Source organism: Flavobacterium cheongpyeongense (assembly GCF_003202435.1).
In the GTDB taxonomy this organism is placed as follows: Bacteria; Bacteroidota; Bacteroidia; order Flavobacteriales; family Flavobacteriaceae; genus Flavobacterium; species Flavobacterium cheongpyeongense.
Genome location: NZ_QJHK01000039.1, coordinates 1 through 6,517 on the forward strand (window position 1 = coordinate 1; position 6,517 = coordinate 6,517).

Here is a 6,517-nt window from a genome sequence, read left to right on the forward strand (position 1 = left end):
CACACCATAACACACGCCTCTAGCTATTTGCAAATTTAGTGGAATTATCGTTTTTAATTCCTATTTTCGTTTAGCCGAAAATACTCAGTTTCATAAGTTGCAAACAGCTAGAGGCGCGAGAACGTTGGCGGTCAGTTGAAGCCGAACTTACGCAGATAAAAACTTTGAAAATAATTGATTTTCTTTACGCACGAACTCCGAAAAATCAAGCCTGAAAATTGGATTTTAACAATTGAATCGTGAAAAACAGAAAAGTGAAAGTGAAAAGAAATATAAAAAAATAAAAACAGATTTCAAACTCAATTAAAAAAATGAATCAACCGCCTTCTAAAATAACAAGAGGAATATTTTGGGTTTGGACTCTAATTTTTTATATAACTACAATAGCCGAAATCGTCCAATTATTTGTAAAAAGTTTTGGAGAACAAAAAATTTTTATGGTTTTTTCTACAGGCTTATTGTTGCTAATATACATTGCTATTTATTTAACCATTATAATGGATAATTTCTCACAAAAGTATTTTAGTAAATTTGAATTACTTTTTTTTATAATTGGAATTCTAATTTCTGTTATTTTCTTTTTTACTTTAAGAAACAATGCAAATATTGTTATTTCATACTAAGAAAAACAAAACTTAAAAATTGAAATCTGTCAACGAAAGTGGAAAAACAGAAACTTGAAATAAGGATTAAAATCGTAATTTCGACTAAAAACAACCGAACCGCCAACAGCTACTACAACGGATTTGGGCAATTGGCTTAATGGGAAGTTGGTTTTGTATTTGGGATGATTTGGCAAATCCGAATAATGGGTTTAATTTAGTCCCAAACCCGCTGTAGTACCAGAACGTTAGGCACAATTATAATAACAGACATTATTAAACTATGAACATTGCTTTTAAAACAAGAAAAATTTATGCCGACGAGTTACGACTTTTAAGGACAATAAAAACTCAAAAGAAAAAAGAAGCAAACGGAAAAATTAAAGTTTATCACTTTATTATTGCAGGAGTTTTAGGAGCCGGATTATCTTATATTACAACGCTAATTCCAGACAGTTTTTGGACTTTCTTTTTTGGAACAATTGCTGTTTTTGCATTTTCATTTATTGTCTTTATGCCGTACGAAATTTATAAAGCAAACAAAAAACATAAAACCTTTTTGTCTCAACTTAATTCATTAATTGACAAAGGTACCGTTGACACTTGGCAAATTAAAACTAAAAGAATTGCAGTTGCTCCAGAATACGAGGATGAAAGCGATTTATATATTATTGAACTTAATGAAAATCAAGTCCTATTCCTTTGGGACACTGAATACAACCTAAGCAAAAAATTTCCTTGCCTAAACTTTGAGATTTACGAAGAAGATTTTTTTAAACTATTAGGCAAACAAATTTATCCTACAAGTGAAAAAATTAAGCCCATAAGAATAGATAAGAAAGCAAAATGGAATTTTATGAAGCAATATGGAGTAAGTGGACACTTAGAAACCGAAAAAATTAACTTTGACGAACTAATATCACGATATAATAACTGTGCCTAACACACGCTACAAGCAAGCTGGGCAATTGGCTTAATTTGAAGATGATTTGTACTTGATACATTTGTTTTTAACCGAAAGATTACGCATCTTTAATCCCAGCCTGCGTGTAGCGCGGGAACGTTAGCGGTAATTTTAACTCAAATTGCGTAAATTCAATAACTTAATGCAACGGATGATAAATATATTTAAAAAAAAATTCAATTCTTTGGAAACAGAAATAACTTTAAATCCTTCTATACTTTTCGATAATTCTGTAACGAGTGATCGATTATCATTTTATCAAATATATTTAGGAGATAGTTCTAATAAAATTGAGTTGGATAATGTAGTTGATACTACCTTAGAAAAATTTCCTGATAATGCAACTTCAAGAAGTTGGCATGATGGAAAAACATTTTATTTTATTAATAATGAAGAAATTGAATACAAATTAAATGATAGAATAAGGTCAGTTTTAAATGATAGTGGATGGATTCATTTGAAAAATGGTATAAAATATAGAATAGAAAACAAAATAATTGTCGAATTTGCAATACATGGTGATTTTCTTAATTTTTATAAAAACATCCAAAAAAAAGACATTGAAAAAAAATTTGGAAAAGCAGATAAAATTGTTGAAAACTGGGAAAATTATGATGGAACACTTTTCAACACTGATTTTATTTACGAAAAAAGAAAAATAAGAATTCATTTTCAAGATTGGGACAAAGAAATAAATGGAATTAACATTGGAGAGAGTCTTAATAATGAAAAATAAAAACTACCGCTAACAGGCGTTTGGCAAGATTGCGAATTTTGTAGTAAATTCACGTTTATTTCTCGCAAGAAATTTTATCTTTAACAGAAAATAATCAGTTCCGAACTTCGCAACCTCGCCAAGCGCCGGAACGTTGGCGGATAGTTTGAACCAAAATTTCGCAGAAAAATAATTGAAATACAAATCAAAATACAAAATATGGATAATGAATTAATAGTTGAGAAAAGTTGGTGGGGGAAAAATTGGAAATGGTTTTTACCAACCCTGACATTAATTTTTTCGCTTTTATTTTGGTTAATTTTGAGTTTAAGTATTGACGGAAATGTAACTGATATTGCTCAAGCATATTCTGATAATTCACTTTATGAAAAAGCAATTGAAAAAGCAAAAACTAATCAAAGGGTTCTTGAAGCTATTGGTGAAATAGAACCAATTGATAAATTAGCAATTTTAGAAGGAAATGCAATATATTCAAACAACAACAATTCAGTTGAGTTATCAGTACGAATAAAAGGAAGTAAAGGAAAAGGGAAAATGGATATTTCAGCTGACAAAAATGGAACTGAATGGAAATATAAAAAAATAAGTATCAGAATTAAAGAGCCGAAAGAAGAAATCCAAATTTTAAAAGATACAATTTAGTATTAACAACAAAACCATCCGCCAACACACGCTACAAGCAATTTGGGGATTTGACTTAATGGAAAAATTGGTTTGTATTTGGGAGATTTAGCAAATCCGAAGGATGGGCTTAATTTAGTCCCAAACTGCTTGTAGCGCGGGGACGTTATGGTGTATAGCTCCGCCGACGAGAATCAGCTGATTTTAATCCGGTGTTGTAGTTCGGAAAACAAAATGAAACAAAAACCAAGCTGACCGAAACCGAAATTGGTACCGAATTGTTGCGGACTAACAAACGTGAACCGCTTATCGGACAAACGAAAGCGGATTTTTTTTGTCGCATTTTTTTTTAGATTTAACTAAAGTTTGGAATTCAAAGACGGAAACTATTTGGAACGGAAAATCGGAAGGCGGAAAAACTTGCCGAAATTGAAATCGATAATTGGAATGGAAAATAGTGCGTGCTTAAAAGACGTGTCGCTACACACCATAACACACGCCTCTAGCTATTTGCAAATTTAGTGAAATTATCGTTTTTAATTCCTATTTTCGTTTAGCCGAAAATACTCAGTTTCATAAGTTGCAAACAGCTAGAGGTGCGAGAACGTTACCGCTAATGTTGTCGGAAATACCACATAAATAAACTATGGAAAAATCAATCTCATATGTTGCAGATAATATCGGAGAAGTATACGAAGAGTATGTTGTAATGGCAGAATATAAAACTGCCGAATCTGAATATCAAATTTGCAAATATTGTGGTGAAAAAGACCCTAATAAATTCAAATCTAAAGCACATCTACTTCCAGAATTCACAGGCAATAAAGAATGGTTTTGCTATAACGAATGTGACAATTGCAATAATAAGTTCGGCGTTTATGAGTATAATCTAAAGAATTTCGGTGCATTTAAAAATTCACATTTACCAATTTCCGGCAAAAAGAAATTTCCAAAATATGTTGATGGTAATAACAATTTTGTTACGCAGTTTAAGAACGAGAATACATTAATAATGAACACCAAAGGAAATAATGATTTTTATAAGATTGTTGACGATAAGATAAAAATTGAGTCTATAACTATGCCTTTCGTTCCACTTTACGTTTATAAAAGCTTTGTTAAATTTGCTTTCTCTTTGATGGAAAAAAAAGATTATGAACAATTTTGTTCGGGAATATCTTGGTTAAATAATCCAAAATCAATAGTCGAGCCTATAATTCCTAATACGATGCTTTATTATCCAAATGGGAAACCTGTAATAAAGCCAATAGCTATATTGTTGAAAAGGAAAAAAGATTATAATTGTCCTGAATTTAGCTTTGTTTTCATTTGGGGCTTTTTGACATTTCAAATTTTCCTACCTTTCAATTCTAAAGATGAAACTCTTGATTATTCAAATATTCAATTACCAATTCTATCAGAATTTATAACCAAGACAAGCGATGGCAAATTTGGTGTTTCTCATTTTGATATGAATTCCTTGACTAGAATACAAAGCTTAGAAAAAATAAGTTTTGGTTTTCGCAAGAAATAAAAAACACTAGCGGTAACACACGCTACAAGCAATTTGGGTATTAGGCTTAATTTAAAAATGTTTTTGCATTTGGAAGATTTTGCAAATCCGAAAATAGGGCTTAATTTAGTCCCAAACTGCTTGTAGCGCGGGAACGTTACTGGAGACTTGTGCCGAAATTACGCAGATAAAAACAATTAGAAAATAAGCACACGTTCCGCAACAAGTTTAAAAGCAGAAGCGTGAAAGTTGGATTTTGCCAACAGAAACTGAAAAGCAGAAGCGTAAAAATTGGAACTTGCCAGCAGAAACATGAAAAGTTGAAAACTGAAAAACGGAAGCGTTAAAATTGGAATTTGAAAAGCAGAAACGTGAAAGTTGTAATCTGCCAACAGAAACCTGAAAAGTGGAAAACTTGAAAATTTTTGCGCAGAATTTTAAAACGAAATGTAAATAATTGAAAATAAAACGTTGAAAATTACGAATCGAAAATCACAAACGTGGAAGTTGGATTTTGCCAACAGAAACGTGAAAAGTTTTCGGTTTAATTGTAATTTCGACAAAAACAAGCCTCCAGTAACACACGCTACAAGCAATTTGGGTATTATGCTTAATTTGAAATTGGTTTTGTATTTGAAACATTTGGCAAATCCGAATAATGGGCTTAATTTAGTCCCAAACTGCTTATAGCGCGGGGACGTTACTAGCAATTTTACACAAAAACCGCATAAACAAACTGAAAAACAATATTTTATGAAAAAAATATTTATTTTTTTACTTATCCTAAACATAAATTTAATTTTTTCGCAAGATTATTTTGAAGGAAAAAGATTGTATTGCAAATCCGAAAATGCAAGAGCAATGGAATTATTCAACACAGGAATTGAAACTTTATATTTAAATAAATCGTTAGATAAGAAATATTTGAAAATGACTTCTGATGTTTTTTTTAGAGCTTATAAAACTGATACAACTTTTTGTGATGCATTATTTTTTACTGGATATACTCTACGTTTATTAAACGACAAAAATGCTTTGGCTTGTTATTATATGGCTGACAGTTTAGCCAATAATAAATCCATTGAATTTAAAACTAATTTAGCAGGAGAAGCTTTAAGATTTGGAAACGAAGCTTCAATAAAAATTGCGAGAAGAAAATATAACGAAATAATTAAATACTTTCCTGAAAGCCCAGAAGGCTATTATGGATTTGCAGTAACATCACCAATTTATGGAGACGTAGAAAAAGGCTTAGAAAATATAAATCTCGCAATTGAAAAATATACTTTAAAAAATTATGAATTGAAAGATGATGTTATATTCTTGAATGGAGTTTTACTCGCATTAAATAAAAAATATGAAGAAGGTCTTGAAAGTTTAGAAAAATGTTATTCGACATATAAAAAAGATGAAAACTTTAAAATACATTATTCTTTGTGTTTGCTAAAGGTTTCAGAAATAAAAAAAGACGAAAAAATGAAACAAAAAGCAATGAAATTTTATGAAAAAATAGAAAATAAAGACCAAATCCCAGAAAACATAAAACCTTTATTGAAATTTTAAAAAAAACTGCTGGTAACAGCAGTTTGCAGAAATGGCGGGTTTTGTGCTTAATTTAAAGTTGGTTTTGTATTTGGAAGATTTGGCAAATCCGAAAATAGGGCTTAATTTAGTCCCAAACTGCGTGTAGCGCGGGAACGTTATGGTGTATAGCTCCGCCGACGAGAATCAGCTGATTTTAATCGGGTGTTGTAGTTCGGAAAACAAAATGAAGTAAAAACCAAGCTGACCAAAACCGAAATTGATACCGAATTGTTGCGGACTAACAAACGTAAACCGCTTATCGGACAACCGAAAGCGGATTTTTTTGTCGCATTTTTTTTTGAGATTTAACTAAAGTTTGGAATTCAAAGACGGAAACTATTTGGAACGGAAAATCGGAAGGCGGAAAAACTTGCCGAAATTGAAATCGATAATTGGAATGGAAAATAGTGCGTGCTTAACAGACGTGTCGCTACACACCATAACACACGCCTCTAGCTATTTGCATCTTTAGTGGAATTATCGTTTTTAATTCCTAT

General features: G+C 31.1%; 5 protein-coding genes. All 5 read left to right on the top strand.

The window, feature by feature from the left end:
* Window positions 1-885 precede the first annotated feature (885 nt).
* On the top strand, window positions 886-1,545 hold the full coding sequence (locus tag DMB65_RS21750) for a hypothetical protein (protein ID WP_110308718.1): 660 nt from the start codon (window positions 886-888) through the stop codon (window positions 1,543-1,545).
* A gap of 205 nt (window positions 1,546-1,750) precedes the next feature.
* Entirely contained in the window at window positions 1,751-2,302 is a 552-nt protein-coding gene (locus DMB65_RS21755) for a hypothetical protein (RefSeq protein ID WP_123955380.1), read from the top strand.
* A 198-nt stretch (window positions 2,303-2,500) separates the two neighbouring features.
* On the top strand, window positions 2,501-2,944 hold the full coding sequence (locus DMB65_RS21760; RefSeq protein WP_110308720.1) for a cytochrome c oxidase assembly factor Coa1 family protein: 444 nt from the start codon (window positions 2,501-2,503) through the stop codon (window positions 2,942-2,944).
* Between the two features lie 625 nt (window positions 2,945-3,569).
* Window positions 3,570-4,457, top strand: a complete 888-nt coding sequence (locus DMB65_RS21765; protein ID WP_110308721.1) for a hypothetical protein — start codon at window positions 3,570-3,572, stop codon at window positions 4,455-4,457.
* Between the two features lie 732 nt (window positions 4,458-5,189).
* Window positions 5,190-5,999 (top strand): tetratricopeptide repeat protein, encoded by an 810-nt coding sequence (locus DMB65_RS21775; protein WP_110308723.1) that lies wholly within the window; start codon window positions 5,190-5,192, stop codon window positions 5,997-5,999.
* Window positions 6,000-6,517 lie beyond the last annotated feature (518 nt).

Bases quoted from the DNA above. Each gene is read 5' to 3' on its own strand.
- DMB65_RS21750 (WP_110308718.1), top strand. From the start codon at position 886: ATGAACATTGCTTTTAAAACAAGAAAAATTTATGCCGACGAGTTACGA.
- DMB65_RS21760 (WP_110308720.1), top strand. From the start codon at position 2,501: ATGGATAATGAATTAATAGTTGAGAAAAGTTGGTGGGGGAAAAATTGG.
- DMB65_RS21765 (WP_110308721.1), top strand. From the start codon at position 3,570: ATGGAAAAATCAATCTCATATGTTGCAGATAATATCGGAGAAGTATAC.
- DMB65_RS21775 (WP_110308723.1), top strand. From the start codon at position 5,190: ATGAAAAAAATATTTATTTTTTTACTTATCCTAAACATAAATTTAATT.